Annotated in this window: 19 protein-coding genes, 1 pseudogene and 1 riboswitch; of the genes and pseudogenes, 11 read left to right on the top strand and 9 right to left on the bottom strand. The window is 70.7% G+C overall.

Going from position 1 to position 24,112, the window contains the following annotated elements:
* Nucleotides 1-27: 27 nt before the first annotated feature.
* From AB5J87_RS17875 to AB5J87_RS17865, 3 genes are all read right to left on the bottom strand, one after another.
* The gene (locus AB5J87_RS17875; RefSeq protein ID WP_369377755.1) at nt 28-924 is read right to left on the bottom strand and encodes a LysR family transcriptional regulator; all 897 of its coding nucleotides are present in this window, start codon (nt 922-924) and stop codon (nt 28-30) included.
* 218 nt (nt 925-1,142) lie between these two features.
* Complete coding sequence (locus tag AB5J87_RS17870; protein ID WP_369377754.1) at nt 1,143-2,288, bottom strand: cystathionine gamma-lyase; 1,146 nt, start codon at nt 2,286-2,288, stop codon at nt 1,143-1,145.
* Between the two features lie 20 nt (nt 2,289-2,308).
* Entirely contained in the window at nt 2,309-2,689 is a 381-nt protein-coding gene (locus tag AB5J87_RS17865; RefSeq protein WP_369377752.1) for a phage holin family protein, read from the bottom strand.
* Between the two features lie 50 nt (nt 2,690-2,739).
* Here AB5J87_RS17865 and AB5J87_RS17860 point away from each other — a divergent pair, with 50 nt between their 5' ends.
* From AB5J87_RS17860 to AB5J87_RS17845, 4 genes are all read left to right on the top strand, one after another.
* Complete coding sequence (locus AB5J87_RS17860; RefSeq protein WP_369377751.1) at nt 2,740-3,057, top strand: cupin domain-containing protein; 318 nt, start codon at nt 2,740-2,742, stop codon at nt 3,055-3,057.
* A gap of 152 nt (nt 3,058-3,209) precedes the next feature.
* Nucleotides 3,210-3,428 carry a DUF5326 family protein gene (locus tag AB5J87_RS17855; protein WP_369377750.1) on the top strand — a complete coding sequence of 73 codons (219 nt, stop codon included), beginning with the start codon at nt 3,210-3,212 and terminating at the stop codon, nt 3,426-3,428.
* A 223-nt stretch (nt 3,429-3,651) separates the two neighbouring features.
* On the top strand, nt 3,652-4,389 hold the full coding sequence (locus tag AB5J87_RS17850; protein ID WP_369377749.1) for an IclR family transcriptional regulator: 738 nt from the start codon (nt 3,652-3,654) through the stop codon (nt 4,387-4,389).
* A 100-nt stretch (nt 4,390-4,489) separates the two neighbouring features.
* A complete protein-coding gene (locus AB5J87_RS17845; RefSeq protein ID WP_369383572.1) occupies nt 4,490-4,927 on the top strand; it encodes an SsgA family sporulation/cell division regulator in 438 nt (145 codons plus the stop codon).
* 19 nt (nt 4,928-4,946) lie between these two features.
* On the opposite strand, the gene AB5J87_RS17840 is transcribed toward AB5J87_RS17845, so the two are convergent.
* The gene (locus AB5J87_RS17840) at nt 4,947-6,299 is read right to left on the bottom strand and encodes a YibE/F family protein (RefSeq protein ID WP_369377748.1); all 1,353 of its coding nucleotides are present in this window, start codon (nt 6,297-6,299) and stop codon (nt 4,947-4,949) included.
* A 71-nt stretch (nt 6,300-6,370) separates the two neighbouring features.
* Nucleotides 6,371-6,505, top strand: a riboswitch (TPP riboswitch).
* On the opposite strand from AB5J87_RS17840, the gene thiC reads away from it, so the two are divergent.
* Entirely contained in the window at nt 6,498-8,276 is a 1,779-nt protein-coding gene (thiC, locus tag AB5J87_RS17835) for a phosphomethylpyrimidine synthase ThiC (protein WP_369377746.1), read from the top strand. It overlaps the preceding riboswitch by 8 nt.
* Before the next feature lie 133 nt (nt 8,277-8,409).
* Here thiC and AB5J87_RS17830 read toward each other — a convergent pair whose 3' ends face one another.
* From AB5J87_RS17830 to AB5J87_RS17820, 3 genes and pseudogenes are all read right to left on the bottom strand, one after another.
* Nucleotides 8,410-9,255, bottom strand: a complete 846-nt coding sequence (locus AB5J87_RS17830) for a hypothetical protein (protein ID WP_369377744.1) — start codon at nt 9,253-9,255, stop codon at nt 8,410-8,412.
* Between the two features lie 172 nt (nt 9,256-9,427).
* A complete protein-coding gene (locus AB5J87_RS17825) occupies nt 9,428-10,594 on the bottom strand; it encodes a metallophosphoesterase (RefSeq protein WP_369377743.1) in 1,167 nt (388 codons plus the stop codon).
* 247 nt (nt 10,595-10,841) lie between these two features.
* Nucleotides 10,842-11,948, bottom strand: a pseudogene (locus AB5J87_RS17820) (LacI family DNA-binding transcriptional regulator); the annotation flags it as partial.
* 406 nt (nt 11,949-12,354) lie between these two features.
* Here AB5J87_RS17820 and hisC point away from each other — a divergent pair.
* Nucleotides 12,355-13,434 carry a histidinol-phosphate transaminase gene (gene hisC / locus AB5J87_RS17815; RefSeq protein ID WP_369377742.1) on the top strand — a complete coding sequence of 360 codons (1,080 nt, stop codon included), beginning with the start codon at nt 12,355-12,357 and terminating at the stop codon, nt 13,432-13,434.
* Between the two features lie 26 nt (nt 13,435-13,460).
* Here the strand turns inward: hisC and AB5J87_RS17810 are convergent, their stop codons facing one another.
* Nucleotides 13,461-13,838, bottom strand: coding sequence for a cyclophilin-like fold protein (locus tag AB5J87_RS17810; RefSeq protein ID WP_369377740.1), 378 nt, complete (start codon nt 13,836-13,838; stop codon nt 13,461-13,463).
* A gap of 253 nt (nt 13,839-14,091) precedes the next feature.
* Between AB5J87_RS17810 and AB5J87_RS17805 the strand changes: the two genes are divergently transcribed.
* From AB5J87_RS17805 to AB5J87_RS17785, 5 genes are all read left to right on the top strand, one after another.
* Nucleotides 14,092-15,600 carry a cytochrome ubiquinol oxidase subunit I gene (locus AB5J87_RS17805; RefSeq protein ID WP_369377739.1) on the top strand — a complete coding sequence of 503 codons (1,509 nt, stop codon included), beginning with the start codon at nt 14,092-14,094 and terminating at the stop codon, nt 15,598-15,600.
* 18 nt (nt 15,601-15,618) lie between these two features.
* Nucleotides 15,619-16,620 (top strand): cytochrome d ubiquinol oxidase subunit II, encoded by a 1,002-nt coding sequence (gene cydB, locus AB5J87_RS17800; protein WP_369377737.1) that lies wholly within the window; start codon nt 15,619-15,621, stop codon nt 16,618-16,620.
* 62 nt (nt 16,621-16,682) lie between these two features.
* Nucleotides 16,683-20,201 (top strand): thiol reductant ABC exporter subunit CydD, encoded by a 3,519-nt coding sequence (gene cydD / locus AB5J87_RS17795; protein ID WP_369377736.1) that lies wholly within the window; start codon nt 16,683-16,685, stop codon nt 20,199-20,201.
* A 59-nt stretch (nt 20,202-20,260) separates the two neighbouring features.
* Complete coding sequence (locus AB5J87_RS17790) at nt 20,261-21,991, top strand: GAF domain-containing sensor histidine kinase (protein ID WP_369377735.1); 1,731 nt, start codon at nt 20,261-20,263, stop codon at nt 21,989-21,991.
* A 101-nt stretch (nt 21,992-22,092) separates the two neighbouring features.
* Nucleotides 22,093-23,178 carry a peptidoglycan DD-metalloendopeptidase family protein gene (locus AB5J87_RS17785; protein ID WP_369377734.1) on the top strand — a complete coding sequence of 362 codons (1,086 nt, stop codon included), beginning with the start codon at nt 22,093-22,095 and terminating at the stop codon, nt 23,176-23,178.
* A 32-nt stretch (nt 23,179-23,210) separates the two neighbouring features.
* Here AB5J87_RS17785 and AB5J87_RS17780 read toward each other — a convergent pair whose 3' ends face one another.
* Nucleotides 23,211-24,080, bottom strand: coding sequence for a Cof-type HAD-IIB family hydrolase (locus tag AB5J87_RS17780; protein ID WP_369377733.1), 870 nt, complete (start codon nt 24,078-24,080; stop codon nt 23,211-23,213).
* Between the last annotated feature and the right edge of the window lie 32 nt (nt 24,081-24,112).

Below are 24,112 nucleotides of genomic sequence, written 5' to 3'. Positions count from 1 at the left end.
GGCCCGTGGCGGTGCCCCCGAAACTCCTCAGCTCCAGTCGACGGCGGCGCGCAGCAGCCACTCCTGGGCGCGCGCGATGTAGGGCAGGGCCAGGGTGCCGGTGCGCACCGCCAGGAAGTAGGTCCGCAGCGGGGGCACCGGCGGGTCGAGCAGCGCGACGACCTCGCCCCGCTCCAGCGCCTGCTCGCACAGATAGCGCGGCAGCACGGCCAGTCCGGCGCCCGCCGTGACCGTCTCCAGGACCGCCCGCAGATCGGGTGCGATCACCGTGCCCGCGGTGGTCGGCTTGGTGTCGAAGACCGCCGCCCAGTAGCGCGAGACGAGCGGCAGCGACTCATGGACCTCCACCACGGGGATGTGCTCCAGTACGCCGGGTCCCTTGCGCCGGAGCATTCCCGGGGCGACCCTCGCCGCCCAGCGCACCCCGGCCACCAGGACGTGCTCCTCGTCGCAGAGCGGGGTGGCACTGAGCAGCCGGCCGCGCGGGCGGGCGGTGGCGATGGCCAGGTCGTGGTGGCCCGCGGCCAGGCCCTCCAGGGTCTCCTCGGCGTTGCCGAAGGAGGTGCGCAGCGCCAGCCCCTGGGGAACGAGCGAGGTCAGGGCGGGCAGCGCGCGCAGCGAGGTGAACTCCGGCGGCCCGGCGAGATGCAGGGTGCGCACCCCCGACTCCCCGTACAGCCCGGACTCGGCGATCTCGACGAGCGCGTCCAGATGCGGGGCGGCCCGCTGGGCCAGCTCGTCGCCGACGGTCGTGGGGGTCACCCCGCGCGCCTGGCGCAGGAACAGCGGGCGGCCCAGTTGCCGTTCCAGCGTGCGTATCTGGCTGGTCACGGCGGGCTGGGAGAGCCCGAGCAAGGCAGCGGCCCGGGTGAAGGAACCTGCCCGGTGCACCGTCACGAACGTACGCAGCAGGGCGAGGTCCATGCGCGCCCTCCCGTCCTGAACCGCCTCACAACGTCCCCGGCCGGACACAACTATAAATATGTCGATAGGGCTCTGTCGCTACCGTGATTGGACACTGACACACAGTCAACTAGCCTTGGTGACGCGGTTCTTCGCGCGTGGAACCGCTGCGGTCCGAGCCATGAGGGGGGAGGCTCGGACCGCGCGCCTCGCGCCGCCCGACGGCCGCCGCGGGCGGCTCACGCCCCGTCCGGCCGTCCCGCCTCGTCCAGCGCGCGCAGCACATCTGTGATCAGGTCGACGGTGTCCTCGGCGCCCGCGGAGAAGCGGACGAAGCCCTCCGCGACCTTGTCGCCGCCCCAGCGACCGCGCCGCTCGGCGGTGGAGCGGACCCCGCCGAAGCTGGTGGCGTCGTCCACCAGCCGCAGCGCCGCCAGGAACCGCTCCGCGTGGGCGCGGTCGGGCAGCTCGAACGAGACCACACAGCCGAAGCGGCGCATCTGCGCGGCGGCCTGCCGGTGGGCCGGGTCGGACGGCAGTCCGGGATGGCGCACCCCGCTCACCTCGGGCCGCTCGCACAGGGCCTCGGCCAGCGCCAGCGCGTTGGCCGACTGCCGGTCCGCACGCAGCTGGAGCGTGGCGAGCGAGCGGTGGGCCAGCCATGCCTCCATCGGCCCGGGGATCGCTCCGACGACCTTGCGCCACTTGCGTACGCGCGCGGCGAGCTCGGGATCCCGGCAGACCACATAGCCGAGCAGCAGATCGCCGTGGCCGGTGAGGCCCTTGGTGCCGCTGGCCACCGCGAAGTCCGCGCCGAGTTCCAGCGGGCGCTGGCCGAGCGGGGTGGCCAGCGTGTTGTCGACCGCGACCAGCGCGCCCGTCCCGTGGGCGGCCCGGCTGAGGCGCTCGATGTCGCAGACGTCCAGGCCCGGGTTGGAAGGCGTCTCGATCCACAGCAGCGCGGCGCCGTCCAGGACGGACAGCTGGGCGTCGTCGGCGGTCGGCGCGGTGCGCACCTCCACGCCGTACGCGGCCAGTTGCTCGCGTATCAGGGCGAGCGCCTGGTAGCCGTCGTCCGGCAGGACCACGGCGTCGCCCACGCGCGCGTGGGAGAGCAGCACCGCGGAGATCGCGGCCATGCCGGAGGCGAACACGATCGCCTCGGCGGGCACGCCGGGGGACTCCAGCTCGGCGAGGGCCCGTTCCAGATGGGTCCAGGTCGGATTGGTGTCCCGGCCGTAGGTGTAGGGACCCGTGGCCTCGCCGGGCAGATGGAAGTGCGCGGCGAACACCGGCCCCGGCAGCGCGGGTTCGTACGGCACCGGGTCGGGCAGACCGGCCCGCACCGCACGGGTGCCGTCGCCCGTGGCCGGTGCGGGGTTCATGTCGGGGCTCATCCGGGACCTCAGTCCTCGTCGTCGGGCAGGACGATGTGCAGCGCCCAGGAAACGATCGAGATGATCAGACCGCCGAGCAGCGCGGTCCAGAAGCCCTCCACATGGAAGTCGAGGCTGAGCTTCCCGGCCAGCCATGAGGTCAGCAGCAGCATCAGGGCGTTGATGACGAACGTGATCAGCCCGAGCGTCAGGATGAACAGCGGGAAGGAGAGGAGCTTCACCACCGGCTTGACGACGAAGTTCACCACGCCGAAGACCAGCGCCACCAGGATCAGTGTCAGGGCCTTCTTGCCCGTGCTGTCACCGGTGAGGGTGATGTCCTGAACCAGCCAGATGGCGACGGCGAGGGCCGCCGCGTTCGCGAGCGTCTTGACTACGAAATTCTTCATGTGTCTGATCGTGGCAGACGTGATCGGTATCAGAGCAGGGGCGGACGGCGATGAAGGAATTCCGGCTTGACGAACTGGAGGCGGAGCGCGCCGCCAACGACGGCGCGTACCTGCAGTTTCTGCGGGAGAGGAACATGTCGGCCGGCCTCTACGCGCTGGACGCCGGTGCCATGGACACCCAGAGCCCGCACAGCCAGGACGAGATCTATTTCGTGGTGAGCGGCCGGGCCTCGATCACGGTCGGGCTGGAGACGACGCAGGTGGCCCGGGGCAGTGTGGTCTACGTCCCGGCCGGGACCGCGCACCGGTTCCACCACATCGTCGAGGACCTGCGGGTTCTGGTCGTCTTCTCTCCCCCTGAGAGCTGAGGGTCGACCCCGACTTTCCCTAGGGGTCCGGTCAGGGGAGTTCAAGGGCTGTAGGCCGCCCGTTCACCCCCGCGGCGCCCCTAGCATCGGAGGTGTCGAAGGCAGCAGCCCGAGACTTCGGGAGACCCACGAGAACGAAAGAGGTAAGGACGATGGCCGCACGGGAGATATTCACGGGGATGCCCTGGTGGGTGAAGTGGGTCGCCGTGCCCGTCATCGCGCTGGTCGTGTTCGGCGGGCTGATCGCCAGCGTGGTCGGATTCCTCTTCGGACTCCTCTTCAAGGTCCTGGTCTTCGTGGCTCTGGTCGGTGGTCTGATCTACGTGGTGCGCCGGTTCATGTCGTCCTCGTCCTCGCGGGGCGACTGGTAGGAGCGGGGCGCGGAATAGGTACGGGGGCGGCGCCGCAAAGGCACAGCGCTCGTACAACAGGGAGAGGTGTTAGCCCGGCTGAGGGACCCGGCAGCCCAATCCCCTCATGGCGTCGGAAGCGGCCGTTAAGGTGAAATCCTCTGCTGCCTCGGGCGGGTTCCTTGCCCGTCAGCACGCCTGGGGGTGACCTGTGGCCACGGCTGCGAACGCCGGAGTCCCTACCTTGATCGGTTCGGTCCAGCGGGCGCTGCGCCTGCTGGAGGCCGTGGGCGCCCATCCGGACGGTGCTCCCGCCAAACAGCTGGCGCGGGAGGCGGGGCTTCCGCTCCCCACCGCGTACCACCTGCTGCGCACGCTGACCCATGAGGGCTATCTGCGCAGGGAGCACGGAGTGTTCGTGTTCGGTGAGGCGGCGGAGCGGCTGGCCAGCGGCGGAGCACTGCAGAATCGTCGCAGCAAGATCAGTAGATCGCTCGCGGAGTGGCGTGACGCCATCGGCGTGCCCATCTACTTCGCGGTCTACCGCGAGGGCGAGATCGAGATCGCGGGAGTGGCCGACACGCCGTCGGCGCCCGCCGTGGACGAGTGGGCCGACTTCCGGGAGACCGGGCACGCGCACGCCATCGGACAGTGCCTGCTGAGCCAGCTCGACGAGAAGTCCCGCGAGGACCATCTGGCCCGCCATCCCGTCCGCGCGATCACGCCCTACTCGGTACGCGACCGAAGGGCCCTGCTCGACCGCCTCGCGGCTACGGAGCGTATGCAACCTGTCATTGAACGGCAGGAATATGCCCTCGGTACGGTCTGTGCCGCGATCCCCATCACGGCCGGCTCCGGGGCCGCCACCATGGCCCTCTCCCTCCCCCTCCACCAGCAAGAACGCCTTCTTCCCGCGATCGAGCAGCTGCGCGGCGAGGTGGGGAAACTGCTCAGTTCACTCGCGTTCTCTATCAGTATCTGAAATATCACTCCTTGTGATCTGCTAGCCCTTCCAGCACGATTGCGTCAAGAGGGCCAGGGGGGATCATTCCTGGCCAGTTTCAGCTACAGCGGGGTAGATGATGCGAGAGTCGGTCCTGGCAGAGGTCATGATGAGCTTCCTCGTCTCCGAGGAGCTCTCCTTCAGGATCCCGGTGGAACTCATGTACCGCGCCGACGATCCCTATGCCGTCCGGATGACCTTTCACCTCCCCGGCGACGAGCCCGTGACCTGGGCTTTCGGGCGCGAACTGCTGCTCGACGGCATCAACGGCCCCAGCGGTGACGGGGATGTGCACATCGCGCCAACCCGCCCCGAGGAACTGTCGGACGTCCACATCCGCCTCCAGGTCGGCGGCGAGAAGGCCGTCTTCCGCGCGGGCGCGGGTCCTCTGGTGGCCTTCCTCGACCGTACGGACAAGCTCGTACCGCTCGGCCAGGAGCGCGCGCTCGGCGACTTCGACGACCATCTGGACGAGGCCCTCGGCCGGATCCTCGCCGAGGAGCAGAACGCGGGCTGACAGCTGCCCCGGCGCCCGCCTACTTCTTGCGGCGCCTGCCCCGACCACCCCGCAGCGCGGCCCGCCCCGCGTCGGCCGGAGCGCCCCCGCCGGCCGGGCGGTCGGCGGAGACCACCAGCGCGGCGAGCGCCGTGGTCACCGGGACCGAGGCCACCAGACCGATCGAGCCCACCAGCGTGCGCACGATCTCCTCCGCGACCAGCTCGCTGTTGGCCACCGTCCCCACACTGCTCTGCGCGATCGAGAACAGCAGCAGAAGCGGCAGCGCGGCGCCCGCGTACGCCAGCACGAGGGTGTTCACCACGGAGGCGATGTGGTCGCGGCCGATCCGGATGCCCGCCCGGTACAGCCCGCGCGGGCCCATCGTCGGGTTGGCCTCGTGGAGCTCCCACACCGCGGAGGTCTGGGTGACCGTCACGTCGTCGAGGACACCGAGCGAGCCGATGATGACGCCCGCCAGCAGCAGACCGGACATGTCGATGTTCGGGTAGAGGCCGTGGATCAGACCGGTGTTGTCGTCGGTGTTGCCGGTCAGCGAGGCCCAGCCGATGAAGAGCGATCCCAGCAGCCCGATCAGGACGAGCGAGACCAGGGTGCCCAGCACGGCGACCGAGGTGCGCGCCGAGAGCCCATGGCACATGTACAGCGCGATCAGCATGATCGCGCTCGCCCCGACCACCGCCACCAGCAGCGGATTCGAGCCCTGGAGGATCGCGGGCAGGATGAACAGCGTCAGTACGGCGAACGAGACGACGAGGGCGACCAGCGCCATCACCCCGCGCAGCCGCCCCACGACCACGACGGCGAGCGCGAAGATGCCCGCGAGCAGCGCCATCGGGACCCGGCGGTTCACATCCGTCACCGAGTACTGGAGATCGTGGGGGGCGTCGGGGGCGTACGCCACGATCACGCCCTGCCCCTTGTGGAGTTGGCGCGGGGCGCCGGGCTGCACGATCTCCGTGAAGGTGCGGCCCTTCTCGTCGCCGGTGGTGACCTCGATCGTCGCCTTGGAGCACGGACGCTGATCGGGCTCCTTGGCCGCCTGCCCCCCGGCGGCCGGGGCGCCGCCGTTCGCGGGAGCCTGGGCGGCGTTGACCGACTTGCAGTCCACCTTCTGGATGCCGGTGACTTTGGCCTGCTGGGTCTGGCGGTCGAAACCGACCCCGGTGCGCTGGTGCGCGGGGGTTCCGCCGGGCCACAGGACGGCCAGCCCCACCAGCACCGCCACCGAGAACGGGATCAGCACGGCGGCGATCACCTTGCGGAGATGCTTAGAGACGGGCGCTGCCGGGCCGTGGCTGTGGCTGTGCCCGTGAGGCTGTGCGTGCGGGTGTCCGTGGGCGTCTTTGTGGGGCTGCTCTGTTGACGTCACCGCCCGATCATCGCAACAACGAAGGGGCCCCTCTGTTCAGCGCGCTGGAGATGGCGCTAGCGTGGTGACACCTTTGCACACGCGGGAGCTCGGAGCACCGGGCTGAGAGGGCGCTGAAATCCGTACGAACGGTACGGAAGCGGCTGCGCCGACCGCCGAACCTGTTACCGGGTAATGCCGGCGTAGGGAGTAGGTCTCATGACCATTCAGGACGCACGCACGCCTGCCTCCAGCCAGAACGAGGCCGGGAAGTCCATCGGTTGGCACAAGGGATACGTCGAGGGCTCGCGCCCCGACCTCCGGGTGCCGGTCCGCCAGGTGCACCTCACCAACGGCAAGGACGTCACGCTGTACGACACGTCCGGGCCGTACACCGACCCGAACATCGAGACGGACGTCCGCCGCGGCCTCGCCCCGCTCCGCGAGAACTGGATCATCGCGCGTGGCGACACCGAGGAGTACGCCGGGCGCCCGGTGCGCCCCGAGGACGACGGCATCAAGCACACCTCGCCGCGCGGTGGCCTCAAGAACCTCGACGCGGTCTTCCCGGGCCGCCCGCGCCAGCCGCGCCGGGGCCGGGGCGGCCAGGCCGTCACCCAGCTCGCCTACGCCCGCCGGGGCGAGATCACCCCGGAGATGGAGTACGTCGCGATCCGGGAGAACGTGGCGCCCGAGGTCGTGCGCGAGGAGATCGCGGCCGGTCGCGCGGTGCTGCCCGCCAACGTCAACCACCCCGAGATCGAGCCGATGATCATCGGCAAGCGGTTCCTGGTGAAGGTCAACGCCAACATCGGCAACTCCGCCGTCACCTCCTCCATCGAGGAGGAGGTCGACAAGATGACCTGGGCCACCCGCTGGGGTGCCGACACGGTCATGGACCTCTCGACCGGCCGCAACATCCACACCACCCGCGAGTGGGTGCTGCGCAACTCCCCCGTCCCGATCGGGACCGTGCCGCTCTACCAGGCGCTGGAGAAGGTCGACGGCCGTGCCGAGGAGCTGACCTGGGACATCTACAAGGACACGGTCATCGAGCAGGCCGAGCAGGGCGTCGACTACATGACGGTCCACGCGGGCGTGCTCCTGCGGTACGTGCCGCTCACCGCCCGTCGCAAGACCGGCATCGTCTCGCGCGGCGGCTCGATCATGGCCGCCTGGTGCCTCGCGCACCACAAGGAGTCGTTCCTGTACGAGAACTTCGAGGAGCTGTGCGAGATCCTCGCGGCCTACGACGTCACGTACTCGCTGGGCGACGGTCTGCGGCCCGGCTCCATCGCGGACGCCAACGACGAGGCGCAGTTCGCCGAGCTGCGCACCCTCGGTGAGCTCAACAGCATCGCCAAGCGCCACAACGTGCAGACGATGATCGAGGGCCCGGGCCATGTCCCGATGCACAAGATCAAGGAGAACATCGACCTCCAGCAGGAGATCTGCGAGGAGGCCCCGTTCTACACGCTCGGCCCGCTCACCACGGACGTCGCCCCGGCGTACGACCACATCACCTCGGGCATCGGCGCGGCGATGATCGCCTGGTGGGGCACCGCGATGCTCTGCTACGTCACGCCCAAGGAGCACCTGGGCCTGCCCAACCGCGACGACGTGAAGACCGGTGTCATCACCTACAAGATCGCGGCGCACGCGGCCGACCTCGCCAAGGGGCACCCGGGTGCACAGGACTGGGACGACGCGCTCTCGGACGCCCGCTTCGAGTTCCGCTGGGAGGACCAGTTCAACCTGGCGCTCGACCCGGACACCGCCCGGGAGTTCCACGACGAGACGCTGCCCGCCGAGCCGGCGAAGACCGCGCACTTCTGCTCCATGTGCGGTCCCAAGTTCTGCTCGATGAAGATCTCGCAGGACATCCGGCGGGAACACGGTGGCGATCTGGCGGCCGGTGACATCGAGGCCGGAATGGCGGAGAAGTCCGCGGAGTTCGCCGCCGCGGGCAACCGGGTCTATCTGCCGATCGCCGAGTGATACATCGCCGAGTGGCGAACGCGTACGCATGTTTCACGTGAAACACCGGCCCGTGTTTCACGTGAAACAGGCACACCTGGTTTCACGTGAAACATAGGGTCCGCACAGAATCCGCTTCCGGGCCCGACACCGGTTACTCCGGCTGGTGTTCGGGGCCGCCGAAGTCGGGGCTGGTGAAGTCCGGACTGGTGAAGCTGGGCCGGGTGCCCGGGGTCGGGTCGCCCGGGCTGTCGAAGTCGGGCCGGTCGTAGCCGAGGGCCGGGATCCGGCCCACCGGGTGGCGCGAGGCGGTCCCCGGCCCGACGCTCGGGTCGGCCAGCGCCTCGCGCAGGAAGGGATAGATGCCCCGTTCCACCAGGGCGTGGCGCCAGGCTTCCCGGGCCCGGGAGACCTCCTGCGCTCTCTCGTCGCCCACCTCGCCCTCCTCGGGCTCGGCGATGACCTGGGTGGAGCCGTTGCGTATGGCGGTGAGCAGCAGACTGATCGCGGCGGCCAGGATGGCGGCTGCGGTGAGTGCGCCGAAGAACCAGCCCGCGGTCAGCATGGTGTCGGCGAAGGCGGGCTCCGGGTTGAGCATCTTCAGGACGTAGCCCACCAGCAGGAAGATCGCGGCGGCGGTTCCGGCGAGGACGGGTGCCAGCACCGCGACGACCGCGCCGACGCCCGCGCCCGAGGTGGACTCCGGGCTGTCGACCACGGGCGGCTCCAGGATCGAGCCCTCGCTCGTCACGAGTGGGGTGCCGGTGGGCGTACGCAGTTCCTCGCGGACCCTCACATAGTGGTCGTACTCGGCCGCCGCCGCTGCCGAGACGAGCGCACCGGCGTTCAGCACCATGGTGCGCAGCTGCTCTGTGTTGAGCCGTACTCCAACGCCGGCCAGCTCGGGCCGGTCGTGCGCGGTGCGCAGTGCGTCGTCGAGGATTCGCTCGAACTCCGGGCGGTCCTCGGTCAGCAGGTGCGGAGCGCTGTTCATGTGCATCCCCCGATGCTCCGTAGGGCCGGAAAGCCCGCCTGACGAACGGGCAATCGGGCGGAAACGGAGGAGAGCCTGCTACGGATAAGCCGATGGTAGAGCGGTTACGGCACGGGGTGACAGGGTGTTTCCGAAATCACCTTGCTACCGCCCGAGCCGAGATTTTCCCGATTACGCGTCAGTCATGCAGAGGCAACCGTACGACCAGCAGTTTTCCGGCCATGGTCACCCCTCCGTCCATCGCGATGGCCAGACCGTCCGCGTACACATGCGGACCCTCCACGATCGGACGCGAGTCTTCCTCGCCGTCTTCGGTGCCGACTTCGCCCAGGAGGTAGGGGATCGGGCTGTGGCCGTGGACCACCCGCCGCCCGCCGTAGGCCGCGAGCAGTTCGCGGGCGGCCTGGGGGCCGGACTCGTCGCGGAAGGCGAAGCGCTTGGTGAACTTGCGGAAGAGGTCCCAGCACTCGTCGGCGTCGTTGCGGGTGAGCAGCGCGTGGACGGTGTCGTTGACCGCTTCGATGGAGTCGCCGTAGTCCAGGTATGCGGTGGTGTCGGAGTGCATCAGGAGATGCCCGTCCTCCTGCTCGATCGCGTCGAGGCGGGACATCCACTGGAGGTGGACGTCCTGGAGGCGGTCCATGTCGGCCTTCTGGCCGCCGTTGAGCAGCCAGGCGGCCTGGAACGTGGCGGTCCCCGCACCGGAGTTGACCGGGGTGTCGCCGAAGCGCTTGGCCCCGATCAGCAGCAGCTCGTGGTTGCCCATGAGGGCCTTGCAGTAGCCGCCGGCGGCGGCGGCCTCGGCGGACAGCCGCATCACCAGGTCGATGACGCCGATGCCGTCGGGGCCCCGGTCGGTGAAGTCGCCGAGGAACCAGAGACGGGCGTTGCCCGCGGCCCAGTTGCCCTCGGCGTCGATCAGCCCCTGTTCGCGCAGTGCGGCCACGAGTTCGTCGAGGTAGCCGTGGACGTCGCCCACGACGAAGAGCGGCCCGAGGCCGTCGGCGACGGGCGCCGGGGCGGGCTCGGTCTGCACCGGCACCTGCACGGTGTCCCCCCGGTTGATCACCGGGAGGTCGCGCGCGGTGGGGGTGTAGCCCTCGGGCGGCTCGTCGTCCGGATAGGCGTTCCCCGGGTGGATGTCCGCGGGGTACGCCTGGACCGGATGCGCCGGGGCCGCGGGTACGGCCACGAGGTGGTGCGGGTCCGCCTGCGACGGGATGTCGACGGGCGGGGGCGGCGCGGGAACCTGCGCGGTGTGCGCGGGAGTCTGCGCGTACGGAGGTACCCGGAAGTCACGCAACGTGTCCGTCCGCACGGGTCCCTGACCGGCCCCCTGAGTCATCGACCCCTCCACCACCGTCGCGCCGCAGTACACCGGGAGACCCCCCTGGTCGGGCGGGGATCCGTGGTGTCGTGCGCCCATCATAGGAATGAGGCTCCTGCTGTGTGACGCACCAGGGGTGGTGAATCCGGGTGCGGCCAGGGTTCACCGGTGGTTATGTCCCCAATGTGTTGGTCTAGTCCTTGTCGGCATCGCTGTCGGGGCTCCTGTCCGGCACGTTGGGATCCTGGCCGTGTCCCCTGAGCGGTTCGGCGACGGGGGAGCGCGGGGGGCTGACGGTCGTCCGTGGCGCACGTCGCTGCGACGAGGTACGGACGATGAGTTCGGTCGGTATCACCTGCTCGATCGGGTGACCGTGGTCGATTCCCTCGATGGCGTCGATGAGGAGCTGGACCACGGCGGTGCCGATGCGGCGGGGTTTGAGGGAGAGGGTGGTGATGGGCGGTTCGGTCGTCGCGTACACGGTGGACTCGCTGCAGCAGACGAGCAGCAGGTCCTCGGGCACCCGCAGGCCGTACCGGCGGGCGGCTGCCAGCAGGTCGGTGCCGTTGGGGTCGAACAGTCCGTACACGGCGTCGGGCCGGTCCGGGCGGGCGAGCAGCCGATCGGCCGCGACGGCGCCCGCACACGGATCGTGGGCCGGGTAGGACTCGTAGACCGGGTCCTGTCCGACCCGCTCGCACCAGCGCAGATACGCCTCGGTGGAGAGCCGGGTATAGGTGTCGGTGGTGGTGCCGGTGAGCAGGCCGATGCGGCGGGCGCCGGCTGCGGCCAGATGGTCGAGCAGTTCCAGTACGGCGGCCTCGTGGTCGTTGTCGACCCAGGCGGTCACCGGCAGCGCCCCGGCGGGGCGGCCGTCGGAGACCACCGGCAGGCCCTGGCGGACCAGCTCGGTGACGACGGGGTCCTGGTCGGAGGGGTCGACCACGACGGTGCCGTCGAGGGCGACGTTCGACCAGACGTCCGCGGGGCTGCGGCGTGAGGTGGCGGGCAGGATGACGAGGGCGTAGCCGCGGGCGAGCGCGGCTGAGGTCGCGGCCCTCGCCATCTCGGCGAAATAGGCGAACTCGGTGAAGGTGAAAGGTTCATCCCCGTACGTCGTCACGGTCAGGCCGATCAGGCCCGACTTTCCGGTACGGAGCGTGCGGGCCGCTGCGGATGGGCGATAGCCCAGCCGGTCTGCGACCTCGCGGACGTGGCGGCGGGTGGCGTCGGGGAGCCGGCCCTTGCCGTTGAGCGCGTCTGAGACGGTCGTGATGGAGACACCGGCGGCGGCGGCCACGTCCCGAATGCCCGCCCGCCCCAGCCGGCGACCGGTCGACCGGCTCACCTGGTGCTTCCCTGCTGCTGTCATGGCGAGCCGATAGTAGGGCGATGCGAGACAGTTGGCTCAGGTGCATATGCACACGTTGACAGGGACGTTTCTGCATGATCGAAAAGTGCTAATCGCCTTGATATTCAAGGGAGTTGCTGGTCTCAACGTTGTAGTGGCGGTTGTCGATCGGCGGGCAGCTGCCGAATGCCCGATGTTGCGAAGAGGTCTCAACTCACCTGTACGAGGGATGCGCGCCACGGCGCGAGCCACCAGCGCGCGACTTCGGCAGGGAGCGCTCCCCCCTCCCCCGTGCCCCAGAGATCCCCTCCTCTGGGCCGCGCCAGGCCGCCGGACGGGACGGATGCCCACCGCTCTTCGCAGGGGAGCGGAATCCTCATAAGGTGAGCAGTATTCGTACGGACGGAACGGTCGAGGAGGACCTGCGGTGAGCGAGACGAGCCCCAAGCTGCGCGCCGAGCTGGACGGCATCCCCACCTACAAGCCGGGCAAGCCCGCGTCCGCCGACGGCCCGGTCGCGTACAAGCTGTCCTCCAACGAGAACCCGTACCCGCCGCTGCCGGGCGTGATGGAGAGCGCCATCGCCGCCGCCGGGACGTTCAACCGCTACCCGGACATGGCCTGCACCGGTCTCATGAACGAGCTGGCCGACCGCTTCGGGGTGCCGGTCTCCCACCTCGCCACCGGCACCGGCTCGGTCGGCGTGGCCCAGTCGCTGCTCCAGGCCACCTCGGGCCCCGGCGACGAGGTCATCTACGCCTGGCGCTCCTTCGAGGCGTACCCGATCATCACCCAGATCAGCGGCGCGACCTCCGTGCGGGTGCCGCTGACCTCGGGCGAGGTGCACGACCTGGACGCGATGGCCGACGCGATCACCGAGCGGACCCGGCTGATCTTCGTCTGCAACCCGAACAACCCGACCGGGACGGTGGTGCGCCGGGCCGAGCTGGAACGATTCCTCGACCGGGTGCCCTCCGATGTGCTGGTCGTCCTGGACGAGGCGTACCGCGAGTTCATCCGCGACGCGGACGTGCCGGACGGGATCGAGATCTACCGCGACCGCCCCAATGTGGCCGTGCTGCGGACCTTCTCCAAGGCGTACGGGCTCGCCGGGCTGCGGGTCGGCTTCGCCGTCGCCCACGAGCCGGTGGCGGCGGCGCTGCGCAAGACCGCCGTCCCGTTCGGCGTCAGCCAGCTGGCCCAGGACGCGGCGGTCGCCTCGCTGCGCGCCGAGGACGAACTGCTCGGCCGCGTCGGCTCGTTGGTGGGCGAGCGCGCCCGGGTGTACGAGGGGCTCGTCGGCCAGGGCTGGACCGTGCCCGAGACGCAGGCGAACTTCGTCTGGCTGCGGCTGGGCGAGCGCACGGTCGCGTTCGCCCAGGCGTGCGAGGCGGCCGGTGTGGTGGTCCGGCCGTTCGCGGGCGAGGGCGTGCGCGTCACGATCGGCGAGACCGAGGCCAACGATCTCTTCCTGAAGGTGGCCGAGGGCTTCCGCAAGGCGGGCTGAGGCGCCCCAGGGGGCGCGGGGGCGCGTCAGGCGCCCCCGACGCGGTCCACCCGGATCGTGTCGCCCGCGCGGACCGTGGCGAGCGCCCGGGCGTCGCCGTCGATCCGCCCGAGGACGTTGCACGGGCTCGCGAGGCGGCATTCGTCGCCGCGCGAGATGGGCGTGGGGCCGTACGGCAGGGCCAGGGCGTCGCCCTCGGTCCAGAACGCGACCGTGCCCGGCTCGACCACCTGGCGCGCTCCCGCTTCGAGGGCGGGGGAGACCGGGGTGTCGAAATAGACCTCCTCGCCCCAGGTGCGGGCGGTGGAGACGATCGGAAGCGCCCCCGCGAGCGCCGTGCTCGTGGGGGTCTCCTCAAGGGTGGCGGTCAGCTGCCCGGCGGGCCATGAGATCCGTATCTGCATGGGCCCGAATTCAACAATATGTTGAAGGCGCCCGGAAGGGGCGTCTCACCAGGCGTACCCAGCCCCTGCTTTCCCGGACCGCAGACGCCCGGTCGCGAAAGGGGACCCCCCGTTGAAAGCTCCGGAAGCTTGTGCGACATAATGCTTGTGAATGTGAACGCGTTCACAAGCGTGTCCCGCTTCATCCCGTAATCGGTGGGATCAGAGGGGCAAACTGCCGCTTGTGATCACGGCGAGGTAAGGAGATGACGACGTGAATCTGGCTCTTGCGCCGGAAACGCTGGCGCGATGGCAGTTCGGCATCACCACCGTCTACCACTTTCTGTTCGTCCCCCTCACGATCTCGCTGGCCGCGCTCACCGCGGGCCTGCAGACCGCGTGGGTGCGCACGGAGAACCCGAAGTACCTCAAGGCGACGAAGTTCTGGGGCAAGCTCTTCCTGATCAACATCGCGATGGGTGTCGTCACCGGCATCGTCCAGGAGTTCCAGTTCGGCATGAACTGGTCCGACTACTCGCGGTTCGTGGGCGATGTCTTCGGCGCGCCGCTCGCCTTCGAGGCGCTGATCGCCTTCTTCTTCGAGTCGACCTTCATCGGGCTCTGGATCTTCGGCTGGGACAAGCTGCCCAAGAAGATCCACCTCGCCTGCATCTGGATGGTCTCGATCGGCACCATCCTCTCCGCGTACTTCATCCTGGCCGCCAACTCCTGGATGCAGCACCCGGTCGGCTACCGGATCAACAAGGCCACCGGGCGGGCGGAACTCACCGACTTCTGGCACGTCCTGACCCAGGACACCACCCTGGTCGTCGTCTTCCACACGCTCACCGCCGCGTTCCTGACCGGTGGCGCGTTCATGGTCGGCGTCTCCGCCATCCATCTGCGCCGCAAGAAGCACATCCCGGTGATGCGCACCTCGCTCCGGCTCGGCCTGGTCACCCTGGTAGTCGGCGGACTGCTGACGGCCGTCAGCGGTGACCAGCTCGGCAAGGTCATGTTCAAGCAGCAGCCCATGAAGATGGCCGCCGCCGAGGCGCTGTGGGACGGCGAGAAGTCGGCGCCGTTCTCGATATTCGCCTACGGAGACGTGGCCAAGGGCCACAACAGCGTCGAGATCTCGGTCCCGGGCCTGCTGTCCTTCCTCGCCGACAACAACTTCACCTCGTACGTGCCCGGCATCAACGACGTGAACAAGCAGGAGCAGCAGAAGTACGGGCCCGGCGACTACCGGCCCAACATCCCGGTCACCTTCTGGGGCTTCCGCTGGATGATCGGCTTCGGCATGACGTCGTTCGCCATCGGCGCCCTCGGCCTCTGGCTCACCCGCAAGAAGTTCATGCTGGCCCCGGGGCTGCGCACCGGTGACGACGAGGTGCCGCATCTGGTGCTCTTCCGGAACAAGGCGCTCGGCTCCCGGCTGACCGGCTGGTACTGGTTCGCCGCCATCTGGACGCTCGGCTTCCCGCTGATCGCCAACTCCTGGGGCTGGATCTTCACCGAGATGGGCCGCCAGCCCTGGGTCGTCTACGGCGTGCTGCGCACCAAGGACGCGGTCTCCCCCGGTGTCTCGCAGGGCGAGGTCCTCACCTCGATGATCGTCTTCACCCTGCTCTACGCCGTGCTCGCGGTGATCGAGGTGCGGCTGCTGGCGAAGTACGTCAAGGCGGGGCCGCCCGAGCTCACCGACTCCGACCTCAACCCGCCCACCAAGATCGGCGGGGACGACCGCGACCCCGACCGGCCGATGGCCTTCTCGTACTGAGGCTGAGGAGACAGAGGCATGGAACTCCACGACGTCTGGTTCGTACTCATCGCGGTCCTGTGGACCGGCTACTTCTTCCTGGAGGGCTTCGACTTCGGGGTCGGTGTCCTCACCAAGCTGCTGGCCCGCGACCGCAAGGAGAAGCGGGTCCTGATCAACACGATCGGGCCCGTCTGGGACGGCAACGAGGTGTGGCTGCTGACGGCGGGCGGCGCGACCTTCGCCGCCTTCCCCGAGTGGTACGCCACGCTCTTCTCCGGCTTCTACCTGCCGCTGCTGATCATCCTGGTCTGTCTGATCGTGCGCGGCGTCGCCTTCGAGTACCGGGCGAAGCGGCCGGAGGACAAGTGGCAGCGCAACTGGGAGGAGGCGATCTTCTGGACCTCGCTGATCCCGGCGTTCCTCTGGGGCGTGGCCTTCGGCAACATCGTGCGCGGAGTGAAGATCGACGCGCACAAGGAGTACGTGGGCACCTTCTGGGACCTCCTCAACGCGTACTCGATCCTCGGCGGACTGGTGACGCTGTTCCTGTTCACCTTCCACGGCTCGGTCTTCACCTCGCTGAAGACGGTCGGTGACATCCGTGAGCGGTCGCGGGCGCTGGCGCTGAAGCTGGGACTGGTCACGGCCGTCCTCGCCCTCGGATTCCTGATCTGGACCCAGGTCTCACGCGGTGACATGAAGAGCCTGGTCGCGATGGTGATCGCGGTCGTGGCGCTGGTGGGAGCGATCGGTGCGATCAAGGTCGGCCGGGAGGGCTGGTCGTTCGCGCTCTCGGGCATCACGATCGCGGCTGCCGTGGCGATGCTCTTCCTGACGCTCTTCCCGAACGTCATGCCGTCCTCGCTGCACGACGAGTGGAACCTGACGGTCTCCAACGCCTCGTCGAGCCCGTACACCCTGAAGATCATGACCTGGTGCGCGGGCATCGCGACCCCGGTGGTGCTGCTCTACCAGGGCTGGACGTACTGGGTGTTCCGCAAGCGGATCGGTACACAGCACATCGCTGACGCGCACTGAGTCTGCAAGGGGGTGTGTTTCACGTGAAACACACCCCCTGACCCTTTGAGGGGATGTTTCACGTGAAACCGATCGATCCGCGACTGCTCCGCTACGCCCGGGCCACCCGTCGCTTCCTGGTGGCCGTCGTCGCCCTCGGCCTCGTCGGCGCCGGTCTGGTCGTCGCCCAGGCGATGCTGATCGCCGAAGTGGTGGTGGGGGCGTTCCAGCACGATCTGGACGCGGCCGGGCTGCGCACACCGCTGCTGCTGCTCGGAGCGGTCGCGCTCGGCCGGGGGCTGGTGTCGTGGCTGACCGAGCTCGCCGCACACCGGGCGAGCGCGGCGGTCAAGTCGGAGCTGCGCGGTCGCTTGCTGGAGCGGGCGGCCCAACTGGGGCCGGAGTGGCTGAGCGGTCAGCGGACCGGGTCGCTGGTGGCGCTGGCCACCCGAGGAGTGGACGCGCTCGACGACTACTTCGCGCGCTATCTGCCGCAGCTGGGGCTCGCGGTGGTGGTGCCGGTGGCGGTACTGGCCAGGATCGTCACCGAGGACTGGGTGTCGGCGGCGACCATCGTCGTCACCCTGCCACTGATCCCGCTGTTCATGGCCCTCATCGGCTGGGCCACCCAGGCCCAGACGGACCGCCAGTGGCGGCTGCTCTCCCGGCTGTCGGGACACTTCCTGGACGTGGTCGCCGGACTGCCGACGCTCAAGGTGTTCGGCCGGGCCAAGGCCCAGGCCGAGTCGATCCGGACCATCACCTCCGACTACCGCCGGGCCACGCTCAAGACCCTGCGGATCGCGTTCCTCTCCTCGTTCGCGCTGGAGCTCCTCGCCACGCTCTCGGTGGCCCTGGTCGCCGTCGGGATCGGCATGCGCCTGGTCCACGGCGACATGGACCTCTACACGGGCCTGGTGATCCTGGTCCTCGCCCCCGAGGCGTATCTGCCCCTGCGACAGGTCGGCGCGCAGTACCACGCGGCGGCGGAGGGCCTGTCGGCCGCCGAGGAGATCTTCGAGGTCCTGGAGACTCCCCTGCCGGCGGGCGGTACGGGAACGGTTCCCGCCGGTCCCGTCCGCATCGAGATCGAAGGCGTGACGGTACGTCACAGTGGGCGCACCGAGCCCTCGCTGGCGAACGCCTCGCTGGTGGTGGAGCCGGGCGAGACGGTGGCCCTGACCGGGCCGAGCGGCGTCGGAAAGTCGACGCTCCTGGGTGCCGTACTCGGGTTCGTGGCGCCGGACGAGGGCCGGGTGCGGATCTCCGGCACCGATCTGGCGACGCTCTCGCCGCAGCAGTGGCGGGAGCGGATCGCGTGGGTGCCCCAGCGGCCACAGCTGTTCGCCGGGACGATCGCGGAGAACGTCCGGCTGGCACGGCCCGACGCGGACGACGCAGCGGTACGGGCGGCCCTGCGGGACGCCGGGGCGCTGGAGTTCGTGGCCGCACTGCCCGACGGCCTCGACGCCGAGCTCGGCGAGGGCGGCGCCGGGCTCTCGGCCGGGCAGCGCCAACGGCTGGCACTGGCCCGCGCGTTCCTCGCGGACCGGCCGGTCCTGCTGCTCGACGAGCCGACGGCCGCACTCGACGGGGAGACCGAGGCGGGCATCGTCGACGCGGTACGGAGGCTGGCGGCGGACCGCACCGTCCTGCTGGTCGTCCACCGCCCCGCCCTGCTCGCCGTCGCCGACCGGGTGGTGGAACTGCGGCCCGGAGCCGGAGCACAGGCAGGAGCCCCGGTACGGGAAGAGGGCTTGCGTACGGCCCCCTCGGCTCCACGTGAGGACCGGCCCCTCGCACCGGCGGCGGACCCCGTCCCGGACGCGTCCGCGGCGGCCGTGCCGACGAACGTGCTCGCACGGGTACGCGGCGCCGCGGGCGGTCTGCGCGGGCGCCTCACCCTCGCTCTGCTGCTGGGGGCACTGGCGCTCGGTTCGGCCGTGGGGCTGATGGCCGTCTCCGGCTGGCTCATCTCCCGGGCCTCCGAGCAGCCGCCCGTGCTGTATCTGATGGTGGCGGTGACGGCGACCCGGGCGTTCGGCATCGGGCGGGCCGTGTTCCGCTATGCCGAGCGGCTGGTGTCCCACGACGCGGTGCTGCGGATGCTCGCCGAGCTGCGGGTGGCCGTCTACCGCAGGCTGGAGCGGATCGCACCGGCCGGTCTCGGCGGCACCCGGCGCGGCGATCTGCTGTCCCGGCTGGTCGCCGACGTGGACGAGCTCCAGGACTACTGGCTGCGCTGGGCACTGCCCGCGGCCGTGGCCGTGCTGGTCTCGGTGGCCGGTGCCGGGTTCACCGCCTGGCTGCTGCCGGAGGCCGGGGCGGTGCTCGCGGCCGGGCTGCTGCTCGCCGGAGTGGCGGTGCCGATGGTCAGCGGGGCGTGCGCCCGCCGGGCCGAGCGCCAGCTGGCGCCCGCACGCGGCCTCCTGGCCACCAGGGTGACCGATCTGCTCACCGGGACCGCCGAGTTGACCGTGGCGGGCGCGCTCGGGCGCCGCACCCGCGAGGTGCGGGACGCCGATGCGGCGCTGACGGGGATCGCCTCCCGGGGCGCCGCCGCCACCGCGCTCGGCGGTGGGCTCTCCGCGCTGGTCTGCGGGCTGACCGTGGCGGCAGCCGCTCTGGTCGGGGTGGCGGCGGTCGGCGCGGGACGGCTCGACGGGGTACAGCTCGCGGTCGTCGTCCTGGTCCCCCTCGCCGCCTTCGAGGCCGTCAGCGGCCTGCCCCTCGCCGTGCAGACGCGGCAGCGGGTCAGGCGCAGCGCGGAGCGGGTCTACGAGGTGCTGGACGCCCCCGTGCCGGTCCGGGAGCCGCAGGAGCCGGCCGTCGCTCCCACGAGCCCGTTCCCGCTGGAGGTACGGGGTCTGGGCGCGCGGTACGACGGGCAGGCGCGGGACGCGTTGAGCGACTTCGCCCTGACGCTGACCCCGGGCCGCCGGGTGGCCGTGGTCGGGCCCTCCGGGTCCGGCAAGACGACCCTCGCCCAGGTGCTGCTGCGCTTCCTGGATCCGGGCTCGGGCACGTACCGGATCGGAGGCACGGACGTCATGGAGCTGGCGGGCGACGACGTACGCCACTTGGTGGGGCTCTGCGCCCAGGACGCCCACATCTTCGACAGCTCGCTGCGGGAGAACCTGCGGCTGGCCCGCACCGGAGCCGGTGAGGACGAGATGCGCGAGGCACTCGCGGCGGCCCGGCTGCTCGACTGGGTGGACGGGCTGCCCGAGGGCTTGGACACGCTCGTCGGCGAGCACGGGGCCCGGCTGTCGGGCGGCCAGCGCCAGCGGCTGGCGCTGGCCAGGGCGCTGCTCGCCGACTTCCCCGTCCTTGTCCTCGACGAGCCGGCGGAGCATCTGGACCTGGCGACCGCCGACGCGCTGACGGCCGATCTGCTGCGGGCGACCGAAGGCCGGACGACCGTACTGATCACCCATCGCCTGCGCGGTCTGGAAGCGGTGGACGAGGTCGTCGTCCTGGACCGTGGCCGGTCCGTGCAGCGCGGGGCGTACGACGATCTGGCGCTGGTCGAGGGCCAGTTCCGGCGGATGCTGGAGCGTGAGCGGGACAGCGATCTGCTGCAGGTGGCCCGTACCGCTTGAGTGGGGGATCGTCGTGGCCCGACTTTCCTTGGCAAATGGGACTTACTAGGCTCAAGGGCATGTCAGTGCCGGATCCGAAGGACCCCCAGGGCATCCAGGACCACGACGCGATCGAAGCGGCGACCCGGGCCACCCGCAGCCTCCAGGGGCTGTCCACCGAGCTCACCGCGCGCGTGCCGCAGCTCCTGGAGGCGATGCGTTCCGTCGGTACCGGTCTGGAACTGCACTCCACGCTCGACCGCATCTGCCAGACGGCGGCCGAACTGGCGGACGCCCGCTATGCCGCGATCGGCGTGGTCGACGAGCTGGGCAGTGGCCTTTCCGACTTCGTCACGTACGGGATCACGGAGGAGGAGGCCGCCGCGATCGGCCGCCGTCCGGACGGCCACCGGGGGCTGCTCGGCTGGCTGATCCACCATCCCGAGCCGCTGCGGCTCGCGGAGATCGCCACCGACCCCCGCTCGGCGGGCATGCCCGCGAACCATCCGCCGATGCGGGCCTTCCTCGGCGTACCCATCCGGGTGCAGGGCGAGGGGTTCGGCAATCTGTATCTGACGGAGAAGAACGGCGGGGGCGAGTTCAACGACTACGACCTCCACATGGTGCGGGTGCTGGCCACCGAGGCGGGCATCGCCATCGGCAACGCCCGGCTGTACGAGGCGGCGCGCCAGCGCGAGCGGTGGATCGACGGCTCGGTCGCCGTCACCACGGCGCTGCTCTCCGGCGGCGACGCCGACGACGCGCTGGAAGTCGTCGCCGAACAGGCCCGCCATCTGGCCGGCTCCGCCGCCGGAATCGTGCTGCTGCCCGCCGAGGAGGGGGGCCTGGAGATCGTCGCCGTCTCCTCCGACGACCCCGGGGCGGCGCTGGGCGTGGTGATCCCGCCGGAGAGCCCGGTCGTGGCGACCCTGCTCGACGGCGAGGCGGTCTTCGTGGACGACGCCGCCACCGACGACCGCATGATCACCAAGCTCGCCGAGCGGTACGGGCCGAGCATGATGCTCCCGCTGCACAGCGGTGGCCGGGTGCTGGGCGCGCTCGCCACCCCGAGGGCGCGGGGCGGGCGCCCGTTCACCGAGACGGAGCGGACCCTGGCCACCCAGTTCGCCTCGCAGGCCGCGCTCGCGCTGATGATGGCCGAGGCGCAGCGGGACCGGGAGCGGCTCGCGGTGTACGAGGACCGCGACCGGATCGCGCGCGACCTCCATGACCTGGTCATCCAGCGGCTCTTCGCCACCGGGATGATGCTGGAGGGCGCCCAGCGCAAGTCGGTCGTGCCGGAGGTGCAGCGCGGGGTCGGCAAGGCGGTCGACGAGCTGGACGTGACCATCCAGGAGATCCGCACCGCGATCTTCGCGCTCCAGCAGGGACCGGCGGAGGCGCCGTCCGGGCTGCGCACCCGGGTGCTGCGGGAGATCAACATGGCGGCCGTGCCGCTCGGCTTCAAGCCCGCGCACCGCTTCGTCGGCCCGGTGGACGCGCTGGTCGGGGAGCTGACCGGCAAGAACCTGATCGCAGCCCTGCGCGAGGCGCTCTCCAACGCGTTCCGGCACTCCGGTGCCTCCCGGATCGAGGTCGTGGTGGACGCGACCGTCCACCTTCCTGATGGAGAGGCGGGCGTACGGCTCACGGTCGCCGACGACGGGGTGGGCATCCCGGAGGGCGGCCGGCGCAGTGGTCTGCGCAATCTGCGGCGCCGGGCCGAGGCGCTGGGCGGATCGAGCACCCACGGCCCCGGCCTTGGTGAGGACGGCCGGGGAACGACGGTGGTCTGGGAGGCCCCGCTGTAGGCGGCCCCCGGCGCGTCCCGGTACGCCACTTGGGGGGAGCGGACCGGGGGCGAGAGGTGTGTTTCACGTGAAACATGTCCCGGCCGCGCGACGATCCCGGCATGCGCCTAGGACACAGGTACAGGGCCCTCGCGTCGGTCCTGTGCGCCCTGTGGGCCCTCGCGGCGCCCTCCACGGCCGCCCGGGGCGCCGACGGCCCCGATGTGCCCTCCACGAGCGCCGCGGTGGCCCGGCTGTACCTGGCCGCGGCCAGGGCGACCACCGCGTACGAGCAGGGCAGCTACGCGGCCCAGGCGCAGCGGGAGAAGGCCGAGCGGCTGGAGCGGCTGCTCGTCGACGGGCGGCACGATCTGGCCCGGCTCCACGACGACATGGGGCGGGTGGCCCGCGCCCAGTACCGGACCGGCGGGAACATCGCGTACACCGCGCAACTGCTGCTGGCCCGCGACCCCGAGGAGCTGATGCGAGGTCAGCGGCTGGCCTGGCAGGCGGACATGGCGGTGACCCGGCTGTACGGGAAGGCCCGCCGGGCCGAGGTGCGGCTGGTGGCGGCGGAGAGCCGGGCCCGGGCCGCCTGGCGCGACCTCTCGGACCGCCGGGACCGGCTGGAGGCCGTCAAGCGGTCCGTCGCGGCTCGCCTGGAGGAGGCGCGCTGGGAGCTCCAGGGCGAGGCGGACCGCAGTGTCGCCGCCGGGCAGTGCCGGGGCGCGGTCCGGCTGGAGGAGCCGCCGGGATCGCGCCCCGCCGGAGCGTGGACCACGCCGGTGGAGACGTACCGCCTGTCGGCGGGCTTCGACAGCGCGGGCGAGCGCTGGGCGCAGCTCCACACCGGCCAGGACTTCGCCGTGGACATCGGCACGCCGGTCCGGGCGGTCGGCGCGGGCCGGGTCGTCTCGGTCTCGTGCGGCGGCGGCTTCGGCATCGAGATCGTGATCGGCCATCCCGGCGGCTACTACTCGCAGTACGCGCATCTGGCCGCCGTCGCGGTCGACCAGGGGGAACGCGTCGGCACGGGCCAGTTGATCGGCCAGACGGGCACCACCGGCAACTCCACCGGCCCGCACCTCCACTTCGAGATCAGGCTCACGCCCGACCTGGGCTCGGCGGTGGACCCGGTGCGATGGCTGGGCGAGCACGGGGTGGCGCTCCACAGCACGGCCGCCGAGCCGGAGCCGGACGCGCCCTGACGAAGGCACCTCCGGCTCAGCGGCTCACCGGCTCAGCGGGAGTCGAGGATGCGCTCGATGACGACCGCCACGCCGTCCTCGTTGTTGGCGACCGTGTGGCCGGAGGCGGCGGCCAGTACGTCCGGATGGGCGTTGCCCATGGCGTACGAGTGACCGGCCCAGGTCAGCATCTCGATGTCATTGGGCATGTCCCCGAAGGCGACGACCTCGGCGGGTGCGATGCCGCGCTCGGCGCAGCACTCCTCCAGCGTGGACGCCTTGGAGACGCCGGGACCACTGATCTCCAGCAGGGCGGTCGGGCTGGAGCGGGTGATCTCGGCGCGCGCTCCCACGGCCGTGCGCGCCAGGGCGAGGAAGTCGTCGGGCGGCAGGTCGGGGTGGTGGGCGAGCACCTTCAGGATGGGCTCGGTGGCGCTGTCCGAGGTGTCGGCCAGCAGCTTCTCGGCGGGCGCGATGCTGGTGGCGGCGTCCATGAACATCGGTGGATAGGCGAGTTCGTGGTGTATTCCGCCGGTCCGCTCGATGGCGAAGGAGGTGCCCGGTGCGGCGTCGCGCAGGATGTCCACGACCTCCCGGGCGGCGGCGCGCTCCAGCGGACGGACCTTGACGAACCGGTGCTCGCCGGGGCCGCCGTGCAGATCGACGACGGCCGCGCCGTTGCCGCAGATGGCCAGGCCGTGACCGTGCACGTGGTCGCTGACGACGTCCATCCAGCGGGCTGGGCGGCCAGTGACGAAGAAGACCTCGATGCCCGCCTTCTCGGCGGCGGCGAGTGCCGCGACCGTCCGCTCCGAGACGGACTTGTCGTCGCGCAGCAGCGTGCCGTCCAGGTCGGTGGCGATGAGCCGGGGGGCGGCGGACGCGGGGCGCTCGGTGAAGGGGGAATCGTTGGCTGAGGTCACGATTCCATTCTCCCGTACGTGGGCGCACGGTC

This window comes from Streptomyces sp. cg36, assembly GCF_041080675.1.
Classification (GTDB): Bacteria; Actinomycetota; Actinomycetes; order Streptomycetales; family Streptomycetaceae; genus Streptomyces.
The sequence above is the reverse complement of the archived record's forward strand: the minus strand, read 5'-3'. Positions and strand labels throughout refer to the sequence as shown.

Excerpts from the sequence above, each read along its gene's own strand:
- AB5J87_RS17860 (WP_369377751.1), top strand. The coding sequence starts at position 2,740 with ATGAAGGAATTCCGGCTTGACGAACTGGAGGCGGAGCGCGCCGCCAAC.
- AB5J87_RS17830 (WP_369377744.1), bottom strand. The coding sequence starts at position 9,255 with ATGCACATGAACAGCGCTCCGCACCTGCTGACCGAGGACCGCCCGGAG.
- AB5J87_RS17870 (WP_369377754.1), bottom strand. The coding sequence starts at position 2,288 with ATGAACCCCGCACCGGCCACGGGCGACGGCACCCGTGCGGTGCGGGCC.
- cydB (WP_369377737.1), top strand. The coding sequence starts at position 15,619 with ATGGAACTCCACGACGTCTGGTTCGTACTCATCGCGGTCCTGTGGACC.
- thiC (WP_369377746.1), top strand. The coding sequence starts at position 6,498 with ATGACCATTCAGGACGCACGCACGCCTGCCTCCAGCCAGAACGAGGCC.
- AB5J87_RS17785 (WP_369377734.1), top strand. The coding sequence starts at position 22,093 with ATGCGCCTAGGACACAGGTACAGGGCCCTCGCGTCGGTCCTGTGCGCC.
- AB5J87_RS17865 (WP_369377752.1), bottom strand. The coding sequence starts at position 2,689 with ATGAAGAATTTCGTAGTCAAGACGCTCGCGAACGCGGCGGCCCTCGCC.
- AB5J87_RS17810 (WP_369377740.1), bottom strand. The coding sequence starts at position 13,838 with ATGCAGATACGGATCTCATGGCCCGCCGGGCAGCTGACCGCCACCCTT.
- AB5J87_RS17855 (WP_369377750.1), top strand. The coding sequence starts at position 3,210 with ATGGCCGCACGGGAGATATTCACGGGGATGCCCTGGTGGGTGAAGTGG.
- AB5J87_RS17875 (WP_369377755.1), bottom strand. The coding sequence starts at position 924 with ATGGACCTCGCCCTGCTGCGTACGTTCGTGACGGTGCACCGGGCAGGT.
- AB5J87_RS17845 (WP_369383572.1), top strand. The coding sequence starts at position 4,490 with ATGCGAGAGTCGGTCCTGGCAGAGGTCATGATGAGCTTCCTCGTCTCC.
- AB5J87_RS17825 (WP_369377743.1), bottom strand. The coding sequence starts at position 10,594 with ATGACTCAGGGGGCCGGTCAGGGACCCGTGCGGACGGACACGTTGCGT.
- AB5J87_RS17790 (WP_369377735.1), top strand. The coding sequence starts at position 20,261 with ATGTCAGTGCCGGATCCGAAGGACCCCCAGGGCATCCAGGACCACGAC.